Raw genomic sequence first — 359 nt, forward strand, 5'->3', positions numbered from 1 at the left:
CCGTGTTGTGTCTTTTTTGATTGGCGATAAACCGGTTGATCCAAAGAAGATGTATAGATTAGCCGTTTCCGATTATCTCGCAGAAGGAAATTCTGGATTCGATCGCCTGACGCAAATAGCGCCGGAACATGTTATTTTTACGGGGACGTTGTTAAGACAAACAATGATCGACTACGTCAGTAAATATTCGCCAGTCACCTCGACGCTTGATGGACGATGGAAAGAAATAAAATAAAACATGGCGATATATCGTATCACTAATCGAAGTATATCCCGCATATTCTCGATATTGATCCTGATCTTTTCTTCTGCCTTATCCCAAAGTGAAAATAAATATTTTTTGACGTACGACGATTTTA

The 359-nt window shown here is 39.3% G+C and carries 1 protein-coding gene and 1 pseudogene (both running past the window's edge); both read left to right on the plus strand.

All coding sequences use genetic code 11. The features are described from left to right. Positions 1 to 30, plus strand: part of the annotated coding region (locus tag COT43_00775) for a multifunctional 2',3'-cyclic-nucleotide 2'-phosphodiesterase/5'-nucleotidase/3'-nucleotidase (GenBank protein ID PIS30892.1) (this coding region is incomplete at its 5' end). The annotated region extends 745 nt beyond the left edge of the window; 30 of its 775 annotated nt are in view. Then, positions 1 to 235 (plus strand): annotated as a pseudogene (locus tag COT43_00780) (hypothetical protein); it begins 20 nt to the left of the window's first position. The gene COT43_00775 and the pseudogene COT43_00780, both read left to right, overlap by 50 nt. The last annotated feature ends 124 nt before the right edge of the window (positions 236 to 359 follow it).

Source organism: Candidatus Marinimicrobia bacterium CG08_land_8_20_14_0_20_45_22, assembly GCA_002774355.1.
In the GTDB taxonomy this organism is placed as follows: domain Bacteria; phylum Fidelibacterota; class UBA2242; order UBA2242; family UBA2242; genus 0-14-0-20-45-22.